Origin of the sequence: Alkalibacillus sp. S2W (assembly GCF_046764385.1) — a bacterium.
GTDB lineage: Bacteria > Bacillota > Bacilli > Bacillales > Alkalibacillaceae > Alkalibacillus > Alkalibacillus almallahensis.
On record NZ_CP177234.1, the window covers coordinates 1,193,238 to 1,218,200 of the forward strand.

Consider the following 24,963-nt stretch of genomic DNA (forward strand, 5'->3'; position numbering starts at 1 on the left):
TAATTAAAGGAAGGTATCATGATGGACGTACAATCAATAAAATTAGATCAATCCAAATTAATGCAAGAGTATCGAGACAGAAAAGAATCAATTTATCAGCATTTTTACTATGATCCATTTCAAATTAATAACTTCAAACGTCGTCTAGACTATATAACAAAACAAAAGTATCAACGTGAGAATTTAGTCGATATATTAAAGGTGCAGAATCGAAAATGGGGGATGTCGGATCAAGTAGAAAAACAAATTGATACCTTATTAGATCCTAATGCTTCTGTTGTGATTGGTGGTCAACAAACAGGGTTGTTAACAGGTCCTTTATATACCATTCACAAGATTGTATCAATAATCATTCAAGCTAAAGAACAACAAGATTATTTAAAACAGCCTGTTATTCCTGTTTTTTGGATGGCTGGAGAAGACCATGATTTTTTAGAAGTCGATCATGTCTATACGCTTGATGAGAATGAGTTACATAAAACAAGAATTAATGACCAGACTCCGTTTGATGTGAAATTACCACTTTCAAAACGCGAATTACCAAAAGATACGCAAGCGTTTGTAGATCGTGTCTTTGCATCATTCCAAGAAACCGAGCATACGAAAGCAGTTTATGATTTAGTGACGCAAGCTTTATTAGCAAGTGATACCTATGTAGACTTTTTTGCCTGTTTTATTCAACAGTTATTCCAAGAAGAAGGGCTAGTCTTGGTTGATGCAGCAGATGATGATTTGCGCCGAATGGAAAAAGATTATTTCATTAAAATTGTCGATCATCAACAAGAAATCGCGACTTCTGTTGTTAATCGTTTGCAAGAATTATCAAAAGATGATTATCACGTTTCTTTAGATGTAACGGCAACTGATGCACATTTATTCTATCATCATGAAGGTGAACGTTTATTGTTAGAAGTTGATGATTCAGGAGATTTCGTGACGAAAGGCGGAGAGGCTCGTTTCACCAAAGAATCTCTCAAAGATACAATCGAAGCGTCTCCTGAGAAATTCAGCAATAATGTGGTCACCCGACCTCTAATGCAAGAATGTGTATTTCCTGTGTTATCCTTTGTCGGAGGTCCGGGTGAAATTGCTTATTGGGCAGCTTTAAAAGATGCTTTTGTAACTCTAGACTTGCAGTTGCCAATTGTAACGCCACGTTTATCTTTAACTTTAATGAAACGGAATCACCAAACATTGTTAAATGACTATCAAATAGACGCGACGGATTTGATTAATTATGGAACTTACCAAGACAAGATGGATTGGTTAAAACGTCAAACGCAGTCGCCTATTGACGAAACAGTGAATGAAGTGAAGAAACAATTCACCCAGGATCATAAGCCACTACAAGATTTAGCGGCATCGATTAGCTCTGATTTACACGATCTAACTCAAACGAATCTGGATCAAATTCAAGAACAAATCAATTATATAGAAAAACGATTAATGCAGGCAGTAAAGGAAAAAAACCAAGTAACTGTTAATCATTTTGATACACTAGATTTGTTCTATAGACCGGAGGGTGGTTTACAAGAGCGGATTTGGAATATAACTTATTGGTTGAATGAACTTGGGTTATCATTACCCCAAGAATTAACCAAGTTGCCAGCTCGTTGGGAACAAGATCACCAACTTGTTTATCTGTAACCACTGAGTCACCACCCGCTACCACTTTTCTACCACATTTAAAAATCTCTATATACCAAGGGTTGAACACGTATAGTTTAAACTATACGTGTATTTTTTTGATAAATTTTAAATACATGGTGGTGAAAAGTGGAGCGATGTGGTAAACTTGTTGAAAAGGTGGGCAAAGTCTATGTTCATGGGAGAATATCAACACAATATAGACGCAAAAGGACGTATGATTGTGCCGTCCAAGTTTCGTGAAGGGCTTGGTCAAACTTTCGTCGTCACGCGCGGATTAGACAAGTGTTTATTTGCATACCCTATGGACGAGTGGAAGCAATTAGAAGAGAAATTGAAGCAGCTTCCATTGACGAAGAAAGATGCCCGAGCTTTCACGCGTTTTTTCTTTTCAGGCGCAGTGGAATGTGAAATTGATAAGCAAGGAAGAATTAACATCCCGTCCTCGCTTCGGTCATATGCCAATTTGGATAAGGAATGTACTGTCATTGGTGTTTCAAACCGAGTTGAACTATGGGCGAAAGATTCTTGGGATGAATATGTAGAAGGTTCTGAAGATTCCTTTAGCGAAATTGCAGAAAATCTACTTGATTTTGATATTTAATGTGACGAAAAGAGGCAAATCCCATGTTTGATCATTATAGTGTACTAAATGAAGAGACAATTAAAGGACTTAATGTTCGTCCTGATGGAATTTATGTTGATTGTACGCTAGGTGGTGCTGGTCATGCCCAACGTATTTGTGAACTCTTGAATAGTGATGGACGCTTTATAGCTTTTGATCAAGATCAAACAGCTCTAGAATATGCCCAATCATTACTACAAGGTTATGAAGCTCAAACAAACTTTATGAATCGAAATTTTGTTACATTGACAGAAACTTTAGATGAATTAGAAATATCTGAAGTTGATGGTGTTTTATTCGATTTAGGCGTATCTTCACCCCAATTGGATGAAGGTGAACGTGGATTTAGTTTTCATAAAGATGCACCATTAGATATGCGAATGGACCAGTCAGAAGATTTAACAGCTTATCAAGTTGTTAATGAGTGGTCTTATGAAAGTTTGGTTAGCATCTTTTTTAGATATGGGGAAGAGAAATTTTCTAAACAAATTGCTAGGCAGATTGAGCGAAAAAGAGAAGAAAAGCCAATCGAAACAACATTAGAATTGGTTGATGTCATCAAAGAAGCAATACCAGCCTTTGCTAGACGTAAGGGTGGTCATCCTGGCAAACGGATATTCCAAGCTATTCGAATTGCTGTGAATGACGAACTAAACGTTTTTCAAGATGCATTGCATCAAGCAGCAAGAAAATTAGCTGTTGGTGGACGTTTAGCTGTTATTACATTTCATTCATTAGAAGATCGGATTTGCAAACAAGCGATGAAGAAATGGAGTTCAGAACCACCTATTCCTAAAGATATTCCGTTGTTACCCGAAGAAGTACAACCACCGTTTGAGATGATAACACGTAAACCAATCGTTCCTTCTGAAAGTGAATTGGATGAGAACAGACGATCTCGATCGGCTAAATTACGTATCGTTGAAAAAGTGACTGAATGGGACGAAAAATATGCACTTGAAGAAAGGAGAAGTTAAACATGGCGCTTGAGGAAGTTAGGTCGTATCACGTTCAAGAACCTGTTCAACCCACGAGAAGACAAGATGATCAACACAGCCCACAACAACCACCTGTTCAAAAACCTTGGTTTACAAAAGGTGAGAAAGTTATTTATATTTGTGGGATATTAATAATTGCAGTTATGGCAACATTTGTTGTGAATTTTTCTTCTTCAGTTGATTCATTAAATCGTGATGTCGAACAATTAGATTCTCAATTAACTGAGGTAAGAACACAAAACGATTCATTACATGCTAATGTTCAAGAGCTTAGTAACCCTAATCGTATCTTAACAATTGCTGAAGAGAATGGATTGAACATTCGCCATGCAGAAGTGAAACAAGCGTCGAGTATGCCATAAGGTGTGATCATCTTGAAGAAGAACCAAATGAATTTCATGTTACTCGGTGTTGTCGTTATTTTTTCATTTTTATTTGTCGTAATTTTAGGTCGCTTTCTATACATACAAGCGACAGGAGAAGTTCATAATGTTGATTTGGTTAAATACGGAGAGAACATGCGTGAAACGGAAGAAGTTGTGCCAGCAGAACGTGGTTTGATTTATGATCGTTCGGGCATGGTTTTGGCCGACAATCAGCCAGTTTATAATATGTATGCGATCTTAGATGAATCCTATACCGGAGATTCTTCATCGCCTCTCCATGTTAAAGATGTTGATCGTACGGCTTCTGAACTAGCATCTGTTTTAGATGCTAAACAAGCCGAAATTAAGCAGATCCTTTCCAATGGTGTAGAGGAAGATCGGTATCAAACAGAATTTGGTCAAATAGGAAAAGGATTATCTGAAAAAACTTATGAAGAAATAAAATCACTTGATTTACCAGGGATCTATTTCAATGAATCACTCGATCGTTACTATCCTAATGGGTTATATGCATCACAGGTGATTGGCTATACAGGTTATGGCGGTGAAAATAATAACCAAATCACTGGTGTGTATGGTATTGAACGACGATATAATGAAGAATTGACAGGTCAAAACGGTTATGTCAATTATCAACAAGATAGTTATGGTGACCCTATTCGAAATGCTGATAAAAATGTTCAGGCACCAGAAGACGGTAATAATTTGCATTTAACAATTGATCAGAAAATCCAGACCTTTTTAGAGGATGCATTGACTACCGTTGAAAATGAATATGATCCAGAAAGAATTATGGCAGGAGTTATGGACCCTGATACTGGCGAAGTTTTAGCCATGTCAAATCGACCAACATTTAACCCGAATAAACGAGAAAATATCGAAAATTGGTATAATGATATGATTTCGTCACCATTTGAACCAGGTTCAACAATGAAGATTTTCACTGTTGCATCTGCAATGGAAGCAGGTGTTTATAATGGACAAGCAACATATGAATCAGGTGAATTTAAAATTAATGAACAAGGTCGATCTATACATGACCATGACGTAGATGGTTGGGGGACGATTACTTTTGACGAAGGAGTTCTAAGGTCCTCTAACGTTGCTATGGCTGAACTATTATGGAATTATATGGGTCCCGACACTTTTATGGATTATCTAGAAGCGTTTCACTTCGATCGTAAGACAGGAATTGATATTAATGGTGAACGTATAGGTCGCATATCATATGGTGGTCCTTGGGAACAAATCACAACCGCTTATGGTCAAGGTTCAACTTTCACGCCAATGCAAATTATGAAGGCTGCCACTTCATTTGCTAATGGTGGAAAAATGGTGAAACCTTATGTTGTTTCTCATATCACAGATTCGGAAACTGGAGATAAGGTTAAGGAAACTGAACGTGAAGTTGTAGGTCAACCGATTAGTGAAGACACAACGGAACAAATGAAAGACTTATTAGGTCGGGTTGTGACAGCAGAAGAAGGTACGGCTGGTGCATATGAACTTAATCAGTATTCATCATTTGGTAAGACTGGTACTGCATCAATACCTGATCCGGAAACAGGTCTATATATGAAGGGTGGAGGCAACTATGTCTTTTCTTATATAGGTATGGCACCTAAAGATGACCCTGAATTGATGATGTATGTAGCGGTTAAACAACCAGATGTTGAATATCGTTACCAAGGTAGCGAAACAACGTCTTTTATCTATAACACTGTTATGGAGAACAGTTTGAATTATCTTGATGTAGCGCCTGACCAAAAGGATATTGACCAGACTAAGAAGCAAAGCCTTAACGATGTAACAGGCCAATCAACGGATGAAGCTGTTGCAACATTAGAAGAAAAGGGCTTGATTGTAGAGGTTATAGGATCAGGTGAGCAAATCAAATCTATGTGGCCTAAAGGAAATACAGAAGTTGTAGCTAGTCAAAGAGTGTTACTTCAAACTAATGGAGAATTAACAATGCCTGATATGACTGGTTGGACTTTACGGGATGCTTTAGCCTTCGGTAGATTGAATAATTTAGAGTTAGATTATATAGGAACAGGATTTGTACAGAAACAAAATATAAAACCAGGTGCAACCTTTGAATCTAATCAAAAATTAGTATTAGAACTATCTGATAATAGCGGAGAAGCTGATCAAGAAAATCAAGATAACGACGAAGAAGATTAAATCGTAATACTAAATCTATACTTTTCGAAATGTTTATTCTAGAACCCAGATGATTTCTACATTTGAAATCATCTGGGTTTTTTCGTGATAATGATTAAATTATCAATCACAACAGAATCAAGATGATGAAAGCAACAGGTGATATATTGATCGTTTCATACATATTATGAGTACAAGCTCATTATTAGATAAAAGGGGTATGGAGATGAAACGAATTTCTTTTGTGACTGTTCGTAAACGGCTCGTCATATTGCTGTGTTTGTTAGCTGTCTATTTTTTGATTATGATTGTTAAATTAGCTTATGTTCAATTGGTATCCAGTCCTGAAATACTAGCAAAGGCAGAAGATTTGTGGAGTCGTGATATACCTTTTCAAGCAGAACGGGGGCAGATTATTGACCGTGAAGGTGATGTTCTGGTCGAAAATGAAGTAGCGCCCAGTCTAGTTATTGTACCTCGACAAGTGGAAAATGTGGCTAAAGTAGTAGATGAAATATCTCAGATTATTGATATTGAACAAGATAAATTGCGAGACCATGTGACGAAAGATGTATCAGTTGAAGCGATTCACCCAGAAGGCCGTCAATTATCTGATGAACAAGCCGATAAAATTCGTTCCTTAAATTTACCAGGATTATATTTGGCTGAGGATTCCATTCGCCATTATCCAAATGATGACGACTTAGCGCATGTTTTAGGTTTTACAGGGATCGATAACCAAGGATTAATGGGACTTGAGGCAAGTTATGATGATGTTTTAAGTGGTGAAACAGGAGCCTTATCATTTTTCTCTGATGCTAAAGGTCGCAGGTTGGAAAATCGATCTAATCGTTATACACCACCACGAGATGGTGATCACCTAGCTTTAACAATTGATAAAGATGTTCAATCAATCGTAGAACGAGAGTTAGATCAAGTCGTTGCAGAGTATAATCCAGATGGAGCGATGGCTGTCGTTATGGACCCATCTAACGGGGAAATTCTAGCTATGTCAAGTCGTCCAACATTCCACCCGAATAACTATCAATCTGTAGAACCTAGTGTTTATAATCGTAACCTTCCAGTTTTCAGTACATATGAACCAGGTTCAACTTTTAAAATTGTGACCCTTGCTGCCGCCTTAGAAGAAGGTGTGGTTGACTTGGAAGAGGATAGTTATCATGATCATGGTCATACGAAAGTAGGCGGGGCACGTCTTCGTTGTTGGAAAAGTGGAGGCCATGGTGATCAATCTTATTTAGAAGTTGTTCAGAACTCATGCAACCCTGGTTTTGTTAATTTAGGTCAAAAGTTAGGGGAAGAACGACTATTTTCATATATTGATACATTCGGATTTGGTCAAAAAACAGGTATTGACTTGGAAGGTGAGAGTAAAGGAATTATATTCGATGAAAGTCAAGTTGGGCCGGTAGAATTAGCCACGACAGCTTTTGGGCAAGGGGTTTCTGTTACACCGATACAACAATTATCTGCGGTTTCTGCTGCAATTAATGGAGGGTATCTGTATGAACCTCATGTTGTAAAAGGCATTGTTGATGGTCAAACTGGAGATATGAAAGAAAGTAAAGACCCCACTTTGAGAGATAAAGTCATTTCAGAAGCAACGTCCGAAAAGGTACGAAATGCTTTAGAGCATGTGGTGGCAAAAGGAACAGGTAGAGGTGCTTATGTTAATGGTTACCGTGTAGGAGGTAAAACAGGAACAGCTCAAAAGGTTGGACCAGATGGAAATTACTTAGACAATAACCATATTGTATCTTTTATAGGTTTTGCACCAGCCGATAATCCTGAATTACTTGTTTATATTGCCGTTGATAATCCTAAAGATGTTATTCAATTTGGTGGGGTTGTGGCCAGTCCAATTGCAGGTCGAATCATTGAAGATTCTTTACGAGAGTTAGACGTTCCAAAGAGAGATGACGGTTTAGCGAAAGATTTCCAATGGCCAGAACAACCTACAGTAGAAGTGCCAGAGCTTATTGGGGAGTCGGTTGAAGATCTCTCACGTTATTTAACAAATGTGACAATCGATGTACAAGGTGAAGGCGATACGGTCGTTTCGCAATCACCAGCTGCAGGTGAGGTGGTTGAATCAGGCTCAACCATACGTGTATTTTTGGGTGATACAGAAAAAGACGAAAATTGAGTTCCTCGACTTAGACAGAATTTGTTATAATAGTATAGGTAAACTGTATTAAAGGTAGTGATTATATGAACTTATACGAATTAATTCAATCAACACAAACAATAAATGCTATAGATCGAGAAACTATTCAGGAAATAGAAGTTGCAGCTATTGAGATGGATTCTAGACAAGTAAACAATGGGGCATTATTCATTTGTATGGAAGGTTTGACAGTAGATGGTCACGATTATGCTGGGTTAGCTGTTGATCAAGGTGCTAAAGCGATCGTTGCTGAAAAACAGGTGGATGTCGATGTGCCAGTTATCTTAGTACCAAGTGCTGTCCATGCCTTAGCAGATTTAGCTAATGCGTTTTATGGCTACCCAAGTGAAAGCATGAATGTAATTGGAATTACAGGGACAAATGGAAAAACAACTTTAACGTATTTACTTGATGCAATCTTTTCAGAAGCAGGACAAAAGACTGCTGTCATTGGCACAATAGATATGAAAATAGGTGATAAACGAATCCCTGTTGAAAATACAACACCTGATGCCCTATTTTTACATAGACACTTACATTTAATGCGTGAAGAAAATGTTGATACCGTGATTATGGAAGTATCTTCACATGCTTTAAAACAAGGAAGAGTGCTAGGTATTGAATTCGATGACGCTGTTTTCACGAACTTATCACAGGACCATCTTGACTATCATCCGCATATGGATGATTATGCTTATGCGAAGTCATTATTATTTGCGCAACTAGGACAGTCTGTACAAGGGAAAGCTAAATCAGCCGTCATTAATATAGATGATTCATATAGTGATGTCATGATGAGGTCAACCGCTCAATCAATTATTTCATATAGTTTAGAACAATCAGCGGTTATTCAAGTAGAAGACTATGAATTGTCCCCGCACGGTTTATCATTCGTGGTGAAAACGCCGCTTGGTGATATTCCAATCACCACAAAAATGTCTGGTAAGTTCAATATATATAATATATTGGCTGCGATTGGTGTGGCTTATCAACATGAATTATCGTTAGAAGTAATTAAAAGTGCTATCGAACAACTACAAGGTGTTCCGGGACGATTTGAATTGGTAGATGCTAATCAAAACTATACGGTTGTTATTGATTACGCGCATACTCCTGATTCTCTCTTGAATGTGTTACAAACAATTGAAGAGTTAAAACAAGGGCGAGTTGTTACGATTGTAGGTTGTGGAGGAGACCGTGATCGTTCAAAACGACCGAAAATGGCTGATGCCGCTATAGCCTATAGTGATGAAGTTATATTCACTTCCGATAATCCTCGAACAGAAGATCCACATGCCATTTTGGAAGACATGACTAATCACTTAGATGAAAGCAACTACTTTAAGATCATTGAAAGCAGGCGAGACGCGATTAAAGCAGCCATTGACAACGCGGGTGAGCGTGATATGATTTTAATTGCTGGTAAGGGTCATGAAACTTATCAAGATGTTGCTGGTGAACGTCATCATTTCGATGATCGTGAAGTAGCGCGTGAACTAATATTAGCTCGGCAAAAGTCATAAAGGAGCAGGACAATGACTAAATTTACTTTTAATTTTCTAAACCAACTTTTCCCTGATCCTTCAGGAAATTTACAAGAAGAAACGAAGATACAAGAAATTTATACTGATAGCCGAAAATCGGTATCTCAAGGGTTATTCGTGCCAATCATTGGTGAACGTTTCAATGGGCACGATTTTGTTTTGCAGGCTATAGATAAGGGAGCTGTCGCAGTTATTTGGCAGAAGGACCAACCATTCCCTGAAAACAAACCTGACAGTATACCGTTTTTCCTCGTTGATGACTCATTAACGGCTCTGCAAGAATTGGCACAAGCCTATCGAACTAAAATTAATCCAACAGTAATTGGTATAACAGGGTCAAACGGTAAAACGACAACAAAAGAAATTATAAGTTCTAGTTTGAAACCTTTTTACCAGGTGTCTAAGACTGAAGGTAATTTAAATAACTTAATAGGAATGCCTTTGTCCATTTTAGCAATGCCTCAAAATACTGAGGTACTCGTATTAGAAATGGGAATGAATCAATTCGGTGAAATAGCCCGGTTGTCAGAAATAGCCCAACCTGATATTTCTGTCATCACTAATATTGGCGAATCACATATAGAATACTTAGGTAGCCGTAAAGGCATTTCACAAGCTAAATTAGAAATCGTTGAAGGGATGAAGAAATCTGGGTTAGTCATTGTGGATGGAGATGAACCACTATTAAATGTCACTTTATCTCAGCAAATGATTACCTGTGGTTTTGCGGATGAATTGGATTATGTTGTTTCCCAAGTTGAACAGCATGATGATCAAACCACTTTCGTGATCAATGAAATGCCTGTATCGATTCCATTACTGGGTAGTCATCAAGCGAAAAACAGTGCATATGCCCTTGCAGTTGGTCGTGCTTTAGAAATTCCAGAAAGAGAGATGGTTCAAACATTAGCGGACTTAACTTTGCCTGGAATGAGATTCGAACAAATCGAAACAGAATCAGGTGCTTTCTTGATTAATGATGCCTACAATGCGTCAGCTACGTCTATGAAAGCATCTATTGATGTAGTCAAAAATATGAAACAACAATACAAAGTTCTCGTTTTAGGGGATATTTTTGAGTTGGGCGAGCATCTTGAAGCAGAACACCAAAAAGTAGGAGCATCAATAGATTCTGACATCACTGCATTAATTACAATTGGTGATGCTAGTCGTTTTATTCATGATGGCTTATCTGATAACTTTAAGGGATATAAAACTCATGTTAAGTCTAATGAAGAAGCTAGTTCTTTAATTAAGCCCTATTTAAAAAACGATAGTGTTATTTTATTCAAAGCTTCTAGAGGAATGCAGTTGGAGAAAATTATTGATGAGTTAATGAATTAATTTTTTATATGTAGAAGAAAGGAAGTTCTAATTGTGTCACAGTCGACTATCTTGATTACTATGGCGGTTGGCTTTTTAATAACCGTTATGTGTTCACCAATATTTATTCCGTTTCTAAAACGATTGAAATTCGGTCAAAGCATTCGCGAAGAAGGACCGGAATCACATCAAGTTAAATCTGGTACACCAACTATGGGTGGACTAATGATTATATTCGCTACCGTTATAGCTAGTTTGGCGCTTACATGGTTTGAGACAGAACTATTTATGACTAAAGAATTAGCGATTGCACTCATTGTACTAGTTGGTTATGGCTTGATTGGATTTTTAGACGATTTTATTATTATTGTTAAAAAACGTAATTTAGGTTTAACTTCAAAACAAAAAATGCTCGCTCAGGTTGTCATTGCAGTTGTTGTTTATTGGATATTACATAATAGTGATTTCTCAACGGCTGTTACACTACCTGGTACAGATTTATCGCTAGAATTCGGTTGGCTTTATAGTGTACTTATTTTACTCATGCTTGTCGGCACATCGAATGCCGTTAATCTAACAGATGGATTAGATGGTTTAGTTTCAGGAACAGCATCGATTGCTTTCGCAGCTTTTGGTATTATTGGTTGGGCTTATGGTTTACCGTCAGAAATTGTTATTTTCACATTTGCAATGGTAGGGGCACTATTAGGCTTTCTAGTCTTTAATAGTCATCCTGCTAAAGTTTTTATGGGGGATACAGGTTCTCTTGCAGTAGGTGCATCATTAGCAATTATTGCGATTTTAATGAAATTAGAATTATTATTAATTCTAATTGGTGGTGTATTTGTTGTTGAGACTTTATCAGTTATGTTACAAGTTGTTGTGTTTAAAGCTACTGGACAAAGAGTCTTGAAAATGAGCCCACTACATCACCATTATGAATTAAGTGGTTGGTCTGAGTGGCGAGTTGTAGCTACTTTCTGGACTGTAGGGTTTATTTGTGCAGCATTAGGCGTTTACATCGAGGTGTTTATTTAGTGAAGACGTTAAAGAATTTTCCATATCAACATGTACTTGTATTAGGTTTAGCTAAGAGCGGACAAGCAGCTGCTCAATTACTATATGATAGTCATATTTCATTTGCGATTAATGATAAGCAATCATTTGAACAAAACGAAACGGCTCAATACTTCGCTCGCTTGGGTGTCGACGTCGTCACAGGTGATCATCCTTTATCAGTTTTAGATGGGGTGGATCTTGTAGTCAAGAACCCGGGGATCCCTCATCAACATGTTATTGTTGCTGAAGCTGAAAAACAAGGTGTGCCTGTTGTAACTGAAATAGAACTAGCTTATCTCTTAGTCGATGGGCCACTTGTTGCCATTACAGGAACGAACGGTAAAACGACAACGACAACACTCATCCATCGAATTTTAGATGAAGCAGGATTAAACCCACTTCTAGCAGGTAATATTGGTGTGGTTGCCTCAGAAGTTGTTCGTGAACAGAAGCCAGGTCAACCAGTTGTCATGGAGTTATCATCTTTTCAGCTAAAAGCTATTCATCAGTTCAAACCAGACATTGCAGTGTTGTTAAATATTACGGAAGCTCATCTTGATTATCATCAAACGCTTGAGGATTATGTTAATTCCAAGTTACGTTTAGTTGAACGGCAAACAGCAGAAGATTTTGTTGTATATAATCATGATGACTCCACAATTACATCAAACCATGAATCGTTTCAGGCGAAACAAACACCGTTTTCTATGATAAATTCTATGCCTCATGGTGTTTCATGCCTTGATGGCGACCTATACATTGGCAAAGAGAAGTTAATGGCTAAACGTGATGTCGCCTTACCTGGTGACCATAATTTAGAGAATGTGTTAGCTAGTATTGCTGTAGCTTCTCAGTTTAATGTTCCTCACTCAGTTATTGAATCGGTGTTAAAGCAATTTATAGGGGTTAAGCATCGTTTACAATTTGTGAAATCTCTTGATGGTCGTTATGTTTATAATGACTCAAAAGCCACCAATATCTTGGCGACCACAAAAGCTATCCAGGCTTTTTCCAATCCAATTGTTTTAATTGCTGGCGGATTAGATCGTGGTGTTTCATTTGATGAGCTCATTGAGCAATTTGATAGCATAAAATACTGTGTAGCATATGGTGAGTCAGCACAGAAGATTGCGCAATCAGCTTATGAATATGATTTTCATGCTGTAACAATTTGCGAAGATATAGTTGAAGCAACAAATGAAGCCTACCAGCAAAGTGAAGCAGGTGACGTCATTTTATTATCCCCAGCATGTGCCAGTTGGGATCAGTTCAAAACATTTGAAGATCGTGGTGACATGTTTATCGAAGTCGTGCATAAGCTCTAGTGAGGGGCTTGTCCATGACGTAAGCTCCAACTTCCTCTTTGAAGTTAGGGGTGTTTTTTTGTTCAAATCACATCACTCTGTTGATCGATTTTTATTATTTGCAATTATTTCATTATTAGTGATTGGCTTGCTTATGGTTTATAGTGCATCGTCAGTCTGGTCAGAATACAAGTTCGATGATCCAACATTTTATTTGAAACGACAAGCGTTGTTTGCCTTTCTTGGTTTATTAGGTATCATTTTTATGATTAAAACGCCGTATGAACAGTTTCTGAAATTCGCTGTCATTATTTATGGAGCGTGTTTCATATTTTTAATCATTGTATTAATCCCTGGTATTGGCATGGTACGTGGAGGTGCCCAGAGCTGGGTAGGCGTTGGTGCGTTTAGCATACAGCCGAGCGAATTTATGAAAGTGGGCGTGATCCTGTTATTCGCAGCGTGGTTACCTAAGTGGCAAGATCGATTGCATCAATTTAAAAAGGGATTTTTCCCACTATTATTGTTGTTGATGATTCCTTTTGGTCTTATAATGCTACAACCTGATCTGGGGACAGGGGTTGTATTAGTCGGTACAGGAATGTTGATGCTTTATATAGCTGGTGCAAAAATAAGTCATTTTGTTTCGTTAGCAATGCTTGGATTGGTTGGATTTGTGGCCCTTATCGCATCTGCACCGTATCGCATTAATCGAATTACAGCCTTTTTAAATCCTTGGGAGGACCCTTTAGGTGATGGGTTTCAAATCATTCAGTCATTATATGCCATTGGTCCAGGTGGTTTATTGGGGCTTGGGTTTGGTGAGAGTATGCAGAAATATTTTTATCTCCCTGAACCACAAACAGATTTTATTTTTGCAATCATTGCTGAAGAATTAGGCTTAATTGGTGGCAGTGTCATTATTGGACTGTTTTTTATCATTATCTGGCGCGGAATTATTATAGCCTTAAACGTTGAGGATTTAAGCGCTTCATTATTAGCGTTTGGCATTACGGCTATGTTTTCTATTCAAGTTATGATTAATATTAGTGTTGTAATTGGATTAACACCTGTAACTGGAATAACATTACCATTACTGAGTTATGGTGGATCATCATTAACTATTACATTAATCTCGCTAGGATTATTGTTAAATATTAGTCAATATGCGAAAATAAAAACGTAAATAGAGATTTAACTTTGGCTCGCTAACATAGCGAGCTTGTTTTTATGTTTGGTTCTTTTAATCAATTAATGTTTAAATAGTGAAGCCAAAATTTTGAGAAAATCTTTAATTTAGCCCCAAATACCTTATTATTATTACGAAAATCTATGCTATAATGGGTTAATAGAATGATAAGATAGGATGACTGTCACTTCATAAAGTGATAAGTCTGTAAGGAGCCGCTTTAACGATGGCTGATGATCAAGAAAAAGTTGTTTCGTTAGAAGAACGCATGCCGCAATTAAAACATTCGCGCAAAAGACGTGCAAACCGGCGATTTTATATGGTTATGATCTTGATTATATTATTAATCCTAATTTTAGTTTACATACAATCGCCACTTAGTCATGTCAAGTCGATTGAAACGACCGGCAATTCAACTCTAGAAACTGAAAAAATAGTTGAACTATCATCTGTGCAATTAGATGATTCTTTTTGGCAACTGAAATTAAATGAAATAAAAGAGCAGGTAGAGCAACATCCTGAAATTGAAAAGGTTGAAATATCAAGAGAATGGTATAATACAGTCCTTATATCGGTGTCTGAATATGAACGTGTTGCTTATCAACAGTCAGGTGATTATTTCTATCCAATCTTGCAAAATGGTGAACGATTAGAGCGTGTCGAATTAAAGTTACCACGTGAAGACGCACCTTTACTCCATAATTTTGAAGGGGAGTTTTTACAAGATGTTGCAAAACAAATGGCTAGTATGCCTGATTCCATATCACGGTTAATATCTGAAATATATTACGAGCCAAATGATCAGGATCAACGGCGTGTTCGGCTTTTCACAATAGACGGACAAGAAATTATTGCAACGATTGATCAATTAGCTGATAAGATGGAATCCTATCCATCCATTGCAGCGCAGATTCAAGAAGAATCAATGGAAGGTGTTCTTCATCTTGATGTCGGTGCATATTTCGTCCCTTACGAATCAAGTGACGATGAGGAGCGGGTCGAGATTGATAATGGTTCGTAAAAAATGTAGAAAGTTGTAAGATTATGCAGGGATTCAGCCTTCTTTAGTTGAATTATTATACAGTTAGAAGTTTAAGCGCATTGGATGCGTTGAATCGATATAGAAAACGGAGCAGTTACTGGAGGTGCAATCATGAACCGAAGTGAAATTTTGGTGAGTTTGGATATAGGGACATCCAAAGTGAAGGTCATCATTGGAGAAGTTTCAAATGACACGATTAATGTTATCGGTGTTGGAACAGCAGAATCATCAGGAATGAAGAAAGGTGCTATTGTTGATATTGATCAAACCGTTCATGCTATTCAAAGCGCCGTAGATCAAGCGGAAAGAATGGTTGATATGACAATTCAACGTGTCGTTGTATCGATTAACGGCGATCATATTCAATTACAAGATTGTCATGGTGTTGTCGCTGTATCGAGTGAGACGCGTGAAATAGAACAAGAAGATATTGCAAGAGTGATAGAAGCATCACAAGTTATGCAAATCCCTCCTGAGCGTGAAATTGTCGATGTTATTCCAAGACAATTTATTGTTGATGGACAGGATGAAATCTCAGATCCTCGTGGCATGATTGGTGTTCGTTTAGAAATGCAAGGAACATTAATCACTTGTGGTAAAACAAACCTACATAACATATTAAAATGTGTTGAGCGAGCAGGATTACATGTGGAGGATATTAGTTTACAACCACTTGCTGCTGGTGAAGTCGCTTTATCACTAGACGAAAAAACATTAGGTGTCGGTTTAGTAAATGTTGGTGCTGGAAGTACAACAGTATCCTTCTTTGCGGATGGCCATCTAATTAATACATCTGTTATACCCCTTGGTGGAGACAATGTTACTAAAGATATTTCTATCGTATTAAAGACTTCAACTGAAGAGGCTGATCAGATTAAACTAAATCATGGTCATGCTCAATTAGAAACAGCAAATGAAGATCATACTTTTCAAGTGACATCGATAGGAAATGATGAAACGAAAACAGTTAGCCAAGTTGAAATTGCTGAAATTATTGAAGCTCGTTTAGATGAGATATTCCAATTTGTTTTACAAGAATTTCGACGGATGGGTTATCCAGACTTACCAGGTGGGTATGTACTAACTGGAGGACTTATGCAATTACCAGGTGTTGTTGATTTAGCACGTGATACATTCAGAACCAATGTTCGTTTGTCTGTGCCAAAGCATATTGGGGTTCGTGAGCCACAATTCTCAGTTGGCTTAGGTACCTTGCAATTCGCCTATCGAAATGCGAAAATACAAGGTAAAGAGTTTGGCAGTGGTATTATGACACAACAGTCAAACCTAGAACCTAATACGAAACCAAAACAACAACATCCAAAACAAGAGCAACCTAAACGTAAGGAAAAGGAACAAACGAAAGATAAAGAAGGTTTCATGAAGAAAATACAAAACTACTTCTTTGATTAATTGCACGTTTCCTTCAAAGGTAGTATGAGTTGGGAATAATGAAAGTAGGAGGAACGAGACATGTTAGATTTTGAAGCGAATATGGAACAATTAGCAACAATCAAAGTAATTGGTGTCGGTGGCGGCGGTTCTAATGCTGTCAACCGGATGATTGAGCATGGCGTACAAAATGTCGAGTTTATTGCTGTTAATACAGATGCACAAGCTTTAAATTTATCAAAAGCTGATACCAAATTACAAATTGGTGAAAAACTCACAAGAGGCTTAGGTGCAGGTGCAAACCCAGAAGTTGGTAAGAAAGCGGCAGAAGAAAGTAAAGATGTATTAGAAGAAGCACTACAAGGTGCAGATATGGTATTTGTAACTGCAGGAATGGGCGGCGGTACTGGTACTGGTGCTGCGCCTGTCATTGCACAAGTTGCTAAAGAAGTAGGGGCTTTAACTGTTGGTGTGGTTACAAGACCATTTATGTTCGAAGGTCGTAAGCGTTCTACTCATGCAACAACAGGTGTTGATACATTAAAAGAAAGTGTCGACACACTGATTGTGATCCCAAATGACCGTTTACTTGAATTAGTTGATAAGAACACACCAATGCTAGAAGCTTTCCGCGAAGCTGATAATGTATTACGACAAGGTGTTCAAGGTATCTCAGATTTAATTGCTGTCCCAGGTTTAATTAACGTGGACTTTGCAGACGTTAAAACGATTATGTCTGATAAAGGATCAGCCTTAATGGGCATTGGTATTGCAACAGGTGAGAATCGTGCATCTGAAGCTGCCAAGAAAGCCATTTCATCACCATTGCTTGAGACATCTATTGATGGTGCTCACGGTGTACTAATGAATATTTCCGGTGGCCAAAACTTAAGCTTGTTTGAAGTACAAGAAGCAGCGGAAATTGTTACTTCTGCAGCTGATCAAGAAGTTAACGTAATTTTTGGTTCAGTGATTAATGAAACATTAAAAGAAGAAATTGTCGTAACTGTTATTGCAACTGGTTTTGATGAAAATAATGATGAGCAAATCACACAACACTCTCGACCTGCACAGTCCAATACTCAGTCGGCATCACAGCAACAACAACCACGTCGCGAGCGTCCCGTACAGCAACAACAACGCCCTGCGTATGAAGAGGATACATTAGATATCCCGACATTCTTACGTAATCGTAATCGCGATCAATAAGAATAATGAAACCGAAATAAGACAAAAGTTTGCAAAATAAGTAACACTAGAAGCCGAGAAACTGACATGTTTCTTCGGCTTCTTTTTTTATACTCAAGATACATAGTCAAGCTGTTCAGTTATTGAATTAAAGGATGTGTTACGTGCCATTATATGTTGATTTAATCTGGCTATTAAACTTGCTATTTGATTGGATGGTGTTATTACTTGTTTGTTGGGCCACTAAAAGCATTTACCAGCCGAAACGAATTGCCTTAGCCGCTTTATTTGCATCTATGATTATTCCACTTCAATTATCATTATCGTTTGAGTGGGTAACGTTACCAATCGTGAAATTGATTTATTCCATTTTAATTATACTAATCGCATTCAAATATCAACGATTAACGCAATTAATACTTCAATGGCTATCATTTTATTTTATTAATTTTACAATCGGTGGCGCTATGTTTGGGTTACATTTTTTTATGATGAGTCACGATGTTTTATTAGATCAAGGTGCTACTCCATTTGGTAATTGGTTAAGCTGGGGTGTTGTTTTGGTATTATTTCCTGTTGCTTATTTCTTAACGAAACATCAATTACAGCAACTGACTGTTAATCAAATGAAACATGACCAATTCTATCAGATCACGATTCGTGTATTAGAGAAAAGTATTACCGTTAAGGGGTTTTTGGACACAGGCAATCAATTAAAACATCCGTTGTCGAAGAAACCCGTTATCTTACTCGATGAAGAAACCTTTCGAAATTGGTTCAGTGAGGAAACATTGTTATTAATGAAACAACAGGATGAATCAGTCTTTCAACATACTGATGATTTACACTGGATTCCATTCCGAAAAGCAGGTGGTGAACACGGATTATTACCTGTTTTTTTAGCTGATGAAGTTTTGGTTCATACAGATTCTACACAAATAAAAACGCCACACGTATATGTTGGATTTCATGAAGGTAAGTTGTCTCAACAAATGGACGTCCATTGTTTACTACATCCGATGTTGTGGCAATCCAAACAGATGCAAATCAAACACTATAAGGGGGTATCTTAGGATGAAAAATCTATGGTTACGAATCAAAGAAAAGTGCATGAATCTATGGTTCAAGATTTCAGGAAGATCGAATGAAATATATTATATTGGTGGTCACGAAGCATTACCACCCCCTTTATCAAAGGATGAAGAAAGACATGTATTGGAACGCTTGATGAATGGAGATCAAGCAGCTAAATCGTTATTAATTGAACATAACTTACGTTTGGTTGTTTATATTGCTAAAAAATTTGAAAATACAGGCATTCACATTGAAGATTTAATAAGTATAGGTTCAATTGGCCTGATTAAAGCAGTTAACACGTTTAACCCTGAGAAGAAAATAAAGTTAGCAACCTATGCCTCGCGCTGTATTGAGAACGAAATTTTAATGTATCTAAGACGAAACAATAAACGTAAAACAGAAGTATCATTTGATGAACCCTTAAATGTCGATTGGGATGGTAATGAATTATTACTATCAGATGTATTAGGAACGGATGATGATTTAATCACGAAGGATATCGAATTTTCAGTTGATAAAACCCTGCTTAAGTCGGCAATGGAATCTCTAAACGGCAGAGAAAAACAGATTATGGAGATGCGATTTGGATTAAGTGGTTATGATGAACAAACGCAGAAAGACGTTGCGGACCGTTTAGGCATTTCACAATCCTATATATCGCGCTTAGAGAAAAAAATTATTAAACGGTTAAAGCGTGAGTTTAATAAAATGGCTTAAACAATCGTTCTATGTTAGTCGCTATTAAGTCCGCATAAATTTTCCCATTCTGGAAACAATGATTATTGAGATCAACTCCAGGTGGGAGGGGCAACAATGACGAAAAGTAAAGTGGAAATATGCGGCGTAGATACATCAAAATTACCAGTGTTAACAAATGAAGAAATGCGATTTCTGTTCAAACGTTTACAAGCGGGTCATGAGTCCGCAAGAGAAGAACTTGTTAATGGTAACTTACGATTAGTATTGAGTGTGATTAAACGTTTTAATCATCGTGGTGAAAACGTAGATGATTTATTTCAAGTAGGTTGTATAGGTTTAATGAAATCAATTGATAATTTTGACCTAAGTCAGAATGTTAAATTTTCAACTTATGCTGTTCCGATGATTATCGGTGAAATACGACGTTACTTAAGAGATAATAATCCAATACGGGTTTCTCGTTCATTACGTGATGTAGCTTATAAAGCTTTACAAGTTAGAGAGAACTTGATGAGTAAACGGTCTATAGAACCTACAACACAAGAAATAGCAAAAGAGATGGATTTGCCTCAAGAGGATGTTATTTTCGCATTAGATGCTATTCAAGACCCTGTTTCATTATTTGAACCAATCTATAATGATGGAAGCGACCCTATTTTCGTCATGGATCAATTAAAAGATGATAAACAGAAAGATTCTTCTTGGCTTAATGAACTAGCGATTCGTGAAGGAATTAAAAAGTTGAATGAACGTGAAAAATTAATTATTAATCAACGATTTTTTGAAGGTAAGACACAAATGGAAGTAGCAGATGAAATCGGAATTTCACAAGCGCAAGTGTCTCGATTAGAAAAATCAGCCATTAAGGAGATGAACAAGACAGTTCTTGATTCTTAAGAGTAGACAAGCAATAAATAAACGATCAGTACAAAGATTCTGAGCCTTAAATCTTTAAAGGTTCAGGATCTTTTTTTATTTAGCTTTTAGCGTTGAGCAAGATTTTAAATCATATAACATAGGATAAACTATAAAGGGGGTCGGCATCATGTTGTTGTCAGAGCTTCAAACAAAAGATATTATAGATGTTGAGAGCGGGGAAAGACTCGGTGTCGTAACGGATTTAGAAATAGATGTCACCATTGGGTTGATTCAATCGATCATTATTTCGACCAAAGGAAAATGGTTGGGCCTTTTTGGAGAGCAAGAAGAACTTTGGATTGATTGGGCTCAAATTCAAATGATTGGTCATGATGTGATTTTAATAAGCCGATCGAAATATTCTTAAGAAAAGGCGCGTTAAGTACGCACTACCCTTTGAAATATGATAAAATGTTATGAAGAGGAGTCTTATTATGAACGAACCATTTATAGATCAAGGTACTGCACTTATGCCTCTTTCAAATTGGGATGTATTCCATGTGAAATCGGGTTTTACAACAAGACGAACTGGGTATAGTGAAAAACCGTATGATTATTTAAATATGGCTCTACATGTAAATGATCGTTTGGAAGATGTATTAGCAAATCGACAGTACATAAGTCAACAACTGAACGAACCGCTTGAACATTGGCGAACACTTAATCAAGTCCATAGTACAGTTGTAAAAGATTTAACGGAACTTGATGATTTAGCTACTAAGCATGATGAGACAGTAATAGATGCTGATGGTATGATTACCAATGATAAAAATCATGTTCTAACCACATTTTATGCCGACTGTGTGCCTTTATATTTCGTCGCACCTCAAGAGCGTTGGATTGGTTTAGCTCATGCAGGTTGGCGTGGGACTGTTAATGGTATAGCCGATAAAATGGTTGAGGCCTTTAACCAACAAGGTATTTCATCTGATGCGTTATTTGTAACGATTGGACCGTGTATTTCTCAACCATATTATGAAGTTGATGAGAAAGTTTCTAGTCAGATTCCAAATCAATTTCAACAAGTTCTAAAGAGGTCTCAGCAAGATCGTTATTTATTAGATTTAAAAGAACTTAATCGTTTGTATTTGCAATTAGCTGGGGTTAAACCCGACCAAATTGCGATCACTCAATATTGTACATATGAATCCAGTGATTTGTTTTATTCATTTCGACGTGACCATGGTCAAACAGGTCGTATGATGGCTTATTTAACACTAACGTAATAAGGATGAATAATATGTCAGTTAAACAAAACTTCGAGACAATCAAACAAGACATTGTTGATACTTGCCAACGAGTTGCTCGTGATCCTGATGAAGTGACTACTATCGCTGTAACAAAATATGTGAGCATCGAAAGAGCAAATGAAGCAATCAATGCAGGCATAATAGAATTAGGAGAAAATCGGTCAAAAGAATTTTTAAATAAATATGATGCGATCGGACAAGCCGCTAATTGGCATTTTATTGGCACGTTACAATCTCGAAAGGTGAAAGACGTGATTGGAAACGTCACAACGATTCATTCTTTGGATCGTGTTTCTTTAGCGGAAGAAATAAACAAACGAGCCAATCGGACTATTCCTTGTTACGTACAAGTTAATACGAGTGGTGAAGATTCTAAACATGGTTTGGTCCCTAGTGAAGTTATAACCTTTATTGAGGGACTTTCGCAGTACTCAAATATAAAGGTGGCAGGTCTGATGACGATGGCACCGTTAGTTGAAGATGAAACGATAATCCGTCAGAGTTTCCGTTCATTAAAAGAACTACGTGATGATATTCAACAACTAAACCTCTCGTTTGCTCCGTGTCAACATTTATCTATGGGAATGAGTCATGACTTTAAAATAGCAATTGAAGAAGGAGCAACTCACATACGGATTGGATCAAGGTTAGTAGGACAAGAATAATAGGAGAGGATTGCAATGAGCTTTAAAGACAAATTCAAATCATTTTTTGATCTTGATGAACAACCTTCTTTTGAAGAAGAATCCAAAAGTTATAGAAAACAACCAGCAACTCATCAACAAGAGGCAGAGCAACCTGTAAAACCTCAAACACATGATAATGTGGTCAGTCTAACCTCAATTCAGAACGATGCCAAAATGGTTTTATTTGAACCTACCGACTTTGATGATGTTCAAGAGATTGCTGAACACGTTAAGAAGAAGAAATCAGTTGTGATTAATTTACAACGTGTCGATCACCCTACAGGATTAAGAATTGTCGATTTTCTCAGTGGTACCGTTAATGCCTTGAATGGTGATATTCAAAAATTAGGGCAAAAAACATTCTTGTGTACCCCAGAAAACGTTAATATATCAGGTAGTATTTCAGAAATTTTTAATGAAGATGAACAGTAGCTTTGAGAGGATGAAGAGATTTTGGGTCAAATATTAAGTCTGCTTTTAACAGCAGTTCAAATTTATTCATTTATGATCATTGGGTATATTCTAATGTCCTGGTTTCCAGGTGCACGGGAGTCGGGTATTGGTCAATTTTTAGAAAAAGCTGTTGAGCCGTATTTAGAACCATTTCGTAAAATCATTCCTTCACTTGGAATGATAGATATATCACCAATTGTTGCTATTATTGCTTTAAATTTAGCAACGAATGGCTTGGTATTTATTTTTACAAGTTTTTTAATGTAAGCTATACATGAAAGAAAGAGGAAGCTATGGACTTATATCAACACTTTAGGGCAGAAGAACAACCGTTTATTGATCAAGTACTTGATTGGCGCGATCAAGTAGAACGACAATACACCCCTGTTTTAAGTGACTTCCTAGATCCGCGAGAACAATTAATATTTCGGTCTATTATTGGTTATGATGAGAGATTTAATCTGACCTTTCATGGTGGATATGAACGATCCGAACGAAAGCGAGCTATACTAGCACCCTTCTATGAAGATGTAAAAGAAGAGGATTATAATCTCTCGATCTTACAAGGACAGTATAATGCAAAATTCGTTTCGCTTAGCCACCGTGATCTACTTGGAACGGTCATGTCTTTAGGTTTGCATCGAAAGAAATTAGGGGATTTAATTGTAGAAGATGGTCAATTTCAAATCATCTGTGATCATGATTTGGCAATGTATTTACAAATGAATATCGATAAGATCAAAAACACTCGAATTAACTTACATGAAGCATCTCAAGAAGACATTTTAACGGCTAGCTATGAGTGGAAAGAGAAGGATGGGACGGTTTCATCAACTCGACTGGATGCTATTTTAAAAGAAATTTATCAGATTTCCCGTCAAAAAGCACAACAATTGATTGAGAAAGAAGCTGTTAAGATAAATCATCGCACAGTCAATAATTCGTCCTTTTCATTACAACCTGGTGATCTGATATCCTTAAAATCATATGGTCGTAGTCAAGTCGTTGATATTCTTGGGGAAACAAAGAAGCAAAAGATTCGTATTAAAACGGCAAAACTAAATTAATATCGTATTTTATTGCAGGAATACAGATGGTTTTGTCGAATTAATGATATACAGAGAACTGCATCGAAAACAAAAGGGGGTTCAAATCAATGGGTCTTACGCCGTTAGATATTCATAATAAAGAGTTTACAAGAGGATTTCGTGGTTATGATGAAGATGAGGTTAACGAATTTCTAGATCAAGTCATTAAAGATTTTGAGAAAGTTGTTCGTGAAAAGAAGCAATTAGAAGAGCGTGTCAATGAAGCTGAAGAAAAACTGAATCATTTTAGTGACATTGAGGAAACATTGAACCGCTCCATTCTTGTAGCGCAGGAAACGGCTGATGAAGTGAAGAATAATGCCAATAAAGAAGCTAAATTAATCATTAAAGAAGCAGAGAAGAATGCTGATCGTATTGTTAATGATGCATTAGCTAAATCACGACAAGTTTCAATGGAAATTGAGGAGCTGAAGAAGCAAGCTAAAGTCTTTAGAACACGTTTGAAGATGTTAGTAGAAGCTCAGCTTGATATTATTGATAATAGTGATTGGGAAGACTTATTTGAAATTGATACTTCTGAAGAGGATGATCAACAACATTTATATGAAACAACACCTCAGGGTCATGGTTATGCCAATGATTCTACATCTGATTCTTCTTACTAGTGTTTAATTGCGTTATGTCTTGACTTGTAATGGGAAATTATCTATAATTTTTTTATCATGAATCATAATGAAACGAAATAATAATCGATTGCATTGAAAGGAAGAGTACTTCAAGAAA

The 24,963-nt window shown here is 37.0% G+C and carries 24 protein-coding genes and 1 other annotated feature (1 of these 25 cut by a window edge); all 24 genes read left to right on the top strand.

Annotation, left to right across the window (positions count from 1 at the left end):
- Positions 1-21: 21 nt before the first annotated feature.
- Complete coding sequence (bshC, locus tag ACKXGF_RS06490; protein WP_411955377.1) at positions 22-1,647, top strand: bacillithiol biosynthesis cysteine-adding enzyme BshC; 1,626 nt, start codon at positions 22-24, stop codon at positions 1,645-1,647.
- 172 nt (positions 1,648-1,819) lie between these two features.
- Entirely contained in the window at positions 1,820-2,251 is a 432-nt protein-coding gene (gene mraZ, locus ACKXGF_RS06495) for a division/cell wall cluster transcriptional repressor MraZ (protein WP_306975459.1), read from the top strand.
- Positions 2,252-2,274: 23 nt separating this feature from the next.
- On the top strand, positions 2,275-3,249 hold the full coding sequence (gene rsmH / locus ACKXGF_RS06500) for a 16S rRNA (cytosine(1402)-N(4))-methyltransferase RsmH (protein WP_411955378.1): 975 nt from the start codon (positions 2,275-2,277) through the stop codon (positions 3,247-3,249).
- A gap of 2 nt (positions 3,250-3,251) precedes the next feature.
- On the top strand, positions 3,252-3,632 hold the full coding sequence (gene ftsL / locus ACKXGF_RS06505; RefSeq protein WP_167259873.1) for a cell division protein FtsL: 381 nt from the start codon (positions 3,252-3,254) through the stop codon (positions 3,630-3,632).
- A gap of 3 nt (positions 3,633-3,635) precedes the next feature.
- On the top strand, positions 3,636-5,840 hold the full coding sequence (locus ACKXGF_RS06510; protein WP_411955379.1) for a penicillin-binding protein: 2,205 nt from the start codon (positions 3,636-3,638) through the stop codon (positions 5,838-5,840).
- Between the two features lie 205 nt (positions 5,841-6,045).
- Positions 6,046-7,986 (top strand): stage V sporulation protein D, encoded by a 1,941-nt coding sequence (locus ACKXGF_RS06515; protein WP_411955380.1) that lies wholly within the window; start codon positions 6,046-6,048, stop codon positions 7,984-7,986.
- Positions 7,987-8,051: 65 nt separating this feature from the next.
- The gene (locus tag ACKXGF_RS06520) at positions 8,052-9,530 is read left to right on the top strand and encodes a UDP-N-acetylmuramoyl-L-alanyl-D-glutamate--2,6-diaminopimelate ligase (RefSeq protein ID WP_411955381.1); all 1,479 of its coding nucleotides are present in this window, start codon (positions 8,052-8,054) and stop codon (positions 9,528-9,530) included.
- 12 nt (positions 9,531-9,542) lie between these two features.
- Positions 9,543-10,895, top strand: a complete 1,353-nt coding sequence (locus tag ACKXGF_RS06525; protein ID WP_411955382.1) for a UDP-N-acetylmuramoyl-tripeptide--D-alanyl-D-alanine ligase — start codon at positions 9,543-9,545, stop codon at positions 10,893-10,895.
- 60 nt (positions 10,896-10,955) lie between these two features.
- A complete protein-coding gene (gene mraY, locus ACKXGF_RS06530) occupies positions 10,956-11,912 on the top strand; it encodes a phospho-N-acetylmuramoyl-pentapeptide-transferase (RefSeq protein ID WP_208379571.1) in 957 nt (318 codons plus the stop codon).
- On the top strand, positions 11,912-13,258 hold the full coding sequence (gene murD / locus ACKXGF_RS06535; RefSeq protein WP_411955383.1) for a UDP-N-acetylmuramoyl-L-alanine--D-glutamate ligase: 1,347 nt from the start codon (positions 11,912-11,914) through the stop codon (positions 13,256-13,258). Before mraY ends, murD begins: the two co-directional genes overlap by 1 nt.
- A 58-nt stretch (positions 13,259-13,316) precedes the next feature.
- Positions 13,317-14,423 carry a stage V sporulation protein E gene (gene spoVE, locus ACKXGF_RS06540; protein WP_411955384.1) on the top strand — a complete coding sequence of 369 codons (1,107 nt, stop codon included), beginning with the start codon at positions 13,317-13,319 and terminating at the stop codon, positions 14,421-14,423.
- Positions 14,424-14,652: 229 nt separating this feature from the next.
- Positions 14,653-15,447, top strand: coding sequence for a cell division protein FtsQ/DivIB (locus ACKXGF_RS06545; RefSeq protein WP_411955385.1), 795 nt, complete (start codon positions 14,653-14,655; stop codon positions 15,445-15,447).
- A gap of 132 nt (positions 15,448-15,579) precedes the next feature.
- The gene (gene ftsA, locus ACKXGF_RS06550; protein WP_411955386.1) at positions 15,580-16,881 is read left to right on the top strand and encodes a cell division protein FtsA; all 1,302 of its coding nucleotides are present in this window, start codon (positions 15,580-15,582) and stop codon (positions 16,879-16,881) included.
- 60 nt (positions 16,882-16,941) lie between these two features.
- A complete protein-coding gene (ftsZ, locus tag ACKXGF_RS06555; RefSeq protein WP_411955387.1) occupies positions 16,942-18,069 on the top strand; it encodes a cell division protein FtsZ in 1,128 nt (375 codons plus the stop codon).
- Between the two features lie 143 nt (positions 18,070-18,212).
- Entirely contained in the window at positions 18,213-19,121 is a 909-nt protein-coding gene (gene spoIIGA / locus ACKXGF_RS06560) for a sigma-E processing peptidase SpoIIGA (RefSeq protein WP_411955388.1), read from the top strand.
- A gap of 1 nt (position 19,122) precedes the next feature.
- A complete protein-coding gene (sigE, locus tag ACKXGF_RS06565) occupies positions 19,123-19,842 on the top strand; it encodes an RNA polymerase sporulation sigma factor SigE (protein WP_411955389.1) in 720 nt (239 codons plus the stop codon).
- 96 nt (positions 19,843-19,938) lie between these two features.
- Positions 19,939-20,721: an RNA polymerase sporulation sigma factor SigG gene (gene sigG / locus ACKXGF_RS06570; protein ID WP_167259897.1), complete on the top strand. Its 783-nt coding sequence runs from the start codon at positions 19,939-19,941 to the stop codon at positions 20,719-20,721.
- Positions 20,722-20,869: 148 nt separating this feature from the next.
- Positions 20,870-21,109 carry a YlmC/YmxH family sporulation protein gene (locus tag ACKXGF_RS06575; protein ID WP_208379560.1) on the top strand — a complete coding sequence of 80 codons (240 nt, stop codon included), beginning with the start codon at positions 20,870-20,872 and terminating at the stop codon, positions 21,107-21,109.
- Between the two features lie 67 nt (positions 21,110-21,176).
- On the top strand, positions 21,177-21,968 hold the full coding sequence (gene pgeF, locus ACKXGF_RS06580; RefSeq protein WP_411955390.1) for a peptidoglycan editing factor PgeF: 792 nt from the start codon (positions 21,177-21,179) through the stop codon (positions 21,966-21,968).
- Positions 21,969-21,982: 14 nt separating this feature from the next.
- Positions 21,983-22,657: a YggS family pyridoxal phosphate-dependent enzyme gene (locus tag ACKXGF_RS06585; protein ID WP_411955391.1), complete on the top strand. Its 675-nt coding sequence runs from the start codon at positions 21,983-21,985 to the stop codon at positions 22,655-22,657.
- A 15-nt stretch (positions 22,658-22,672) separates the two neighbouring features.
- A complete protein-coding gene (locus ACKXGF_RS06590) occupies positions 22,673-23,110 on the top strand; it encodes a cell division protein SepF (RefSeq protein ID WP_411955392.1) in 438 nt (145 codons plus the stop codon).
- Positions 23,111-23,131: 21 nt separating this feature from the next.
- Entirely contained in the window at positions 23,132-23,398 is a 267-nt protein-coding gene (locus ACKXGF_RS06595) for a YggT family protein (protein WP_411955393.1), read from the top strand.
- 26 nt (positions 23,399-23,424) lie between these two features.
- Positions 23,425-24,198 (top strand): RNA-binding protein, encoded by a 774-nt coding sequence (locus ACKXGF_RS06600; RefSeq protein WP_411955394.1) that lies wholly within the window; start codon positions 23,425-23,427, stop codon positions 24,196-24,198.
- An 89-nt stretch (positions 24,199-24,287) separates the two neighbouring features.
- Entirely contained in the window at positions 24,288-24,845 is a 558-nt protein-coding gene (locus ACKXGF_RS06605; protein WP_411955395.1) for a DivIVA domain-containing protein, read from the top strand.
- A gap of 84 nt (positions 24,846-24,929) precedes the next feature.
- Positions 24,930-24,963, top strand: a binding site (T-box leader); it runs 179 nt beyond the window's last position.